The organism is Citrobacter sp. S55_ASV_140, from assembly GCF_018919505.1.
In the GTDB taxonomy this organism is placed as follows: Bacteria; Pseudomonadota; Gammaproteobacteria; order Enterobacterales; family Enterobacteriaceae; genus Citrobacter; species Citrobacter werkmanii.
The window spans coordinates 1-1586 of the sequence record NZ_JAHLQZ010000372.1 but is presented as its reverse complement, the minus strand read 5'-3'; the positions used below and the strand labels follow the sequence as shown (position 1 = coordinate 1586).

The window sequence follows — 1586 nt, the reverse complement described above, 5'->3', positions numbered from 1 at the left end:
GTTAGTGGGTGTCGCGATGGGGGCCTTAGCGACCTTTAATAAAGGCAAAGAGCTAAAAGATGACCCAGAGTATCAACGCAGGCTTGCGGAGGGTTTAATAAAGCCTGCTCAGAAACAACACGATAAAACTGAAGTTACCTTTCGCGCTAAGCTCTCTGTCGTACTGTTTTTGATGAGTGCCGTGGTGATTGTGCTCTTAGGGATTATTCCTCAATTACGACCGGTAGTGGAAACGGCAAAAGGGCTGCAACCGTTATCGATGTCGGCAGCGATCCAGATAACAATGCTCTCTTTTGCCTGTCTGATAGTCTTGATATGCCGACCTCCGGTGGACCAAATTATCAGCGGGACTGTGTTTCGCGCGGGGGCACTGGCGATTGTCTGCGCCTTTGGCCTTGCCTGGATGAGCGAAACCTTCGTCAATGGGCATATTGATCTGATTAAGGCAGAGGTTCAGACGCTATTACAGCAACATACCTGGTTAATTGCCATCATGATGTTTTTTGTCTCTGCGATGGTCAGTAGCCAGGCGGCAACAACGCTCATTCTTCTACCGTTGGGGCTGGCATTAGGCTTACCTGCATATGCGCTCATTGGTGCATGGCCTGCGGTGAATGGATATTTCTTCATTCCGGTGGCGGGTCAATGTCTGGCTGCGCTTGCTTTTGATGACACGGGAACTACGCGCATAGGCAAATATGTATTTAACCATAGTTTTATGCGGCCTGGTTTAGTGAATGTTATTGTTGCTGTCGTCGTTGGCCTTATTATCGGGAAAATAATCCTGGCTTGATTTTTTTGAAGCATTTCCTGTATCCCTAATTAATTAAATTCAGAGGATGAAAATGAATATTAAAATATTCATCGCGGCGGCGATGTTATTTATCAGTTCAAACGTTTTTAGTGCGATAACGCAACCTCACATAATAATTCTGGCGACGGGAGGAACCATCGCTGGTACCGCTGAAAATAACACCCAAACATCGGGATATAAATCTGGTGAAATAGGTGTTCAGACATTAATTAAAGCGGTGCCTGAAATTAATAAGATTGCCAGTGTTGATGGTCAGCAAATATCTAATATCGGCAGCGAAAACATGACCAGTGACATTATTTTAAAGCTATCTAAGCAGGTGAATGCGCTGCTCGCGCGTGATGACGTTGACGGTATCGTTATTACCCACGGAACCGACACGCTTGATGAAACGGCCTACTTTCTCAATCTGACGGTTAAGAGCGATAAACCCGTGGTGTTCACTGCGGCGATGAGACCCGCGACGGCCATTAGCGCAGACGGTGCAATGAATCTGCTGGAAGCGGTCACGGTGGCCGCCGATCCGAATGCAAGGGGTCGGGGGGTTATGGTGGTTTTAAATGATCGCATAGGTTCTGCAAGGTTTGTGACCAAGACAAACGCGACCACGCTGGATACCTTCAAAGCCCCTGAGCAGGGGTATTTAGGGGTTATCGTCAATGGCAAACCAGAGTTTGAAACTCGCATTGAAAAGACGCATACCCTGCGTTCCGTTTTTGATGTAAGAAATCTTAAAAAGCTGCCGCAGGTAGCGATTATTTATGGTTACCAG

Annotated in this window: 2 protein-coding genes; both read left to right on the top strand. The window is 46.9% G+C overall.

Features of this window, described 5'->3' with window-relative positions; all coding sequences use genetic code 11:
• Positions 1 to 793 (top strand): anaerobic C4-dicarboxylate transporter family protein (locus tag KQJ18_RS23885; RefSeq protein ID WP_275945718.1); only part of this gene is annotated, 793 nt, incomplete at its 5' end.
• Positions 794 to 845: 52 nt separating this feature from the next.
• Positions 846 to 1586: type II asparaginase (locus KQJ18_RS23880; protein ID WP_216422937.1), on the top strand; the 741-nt coding region annotated here is incomplete at its 3' end.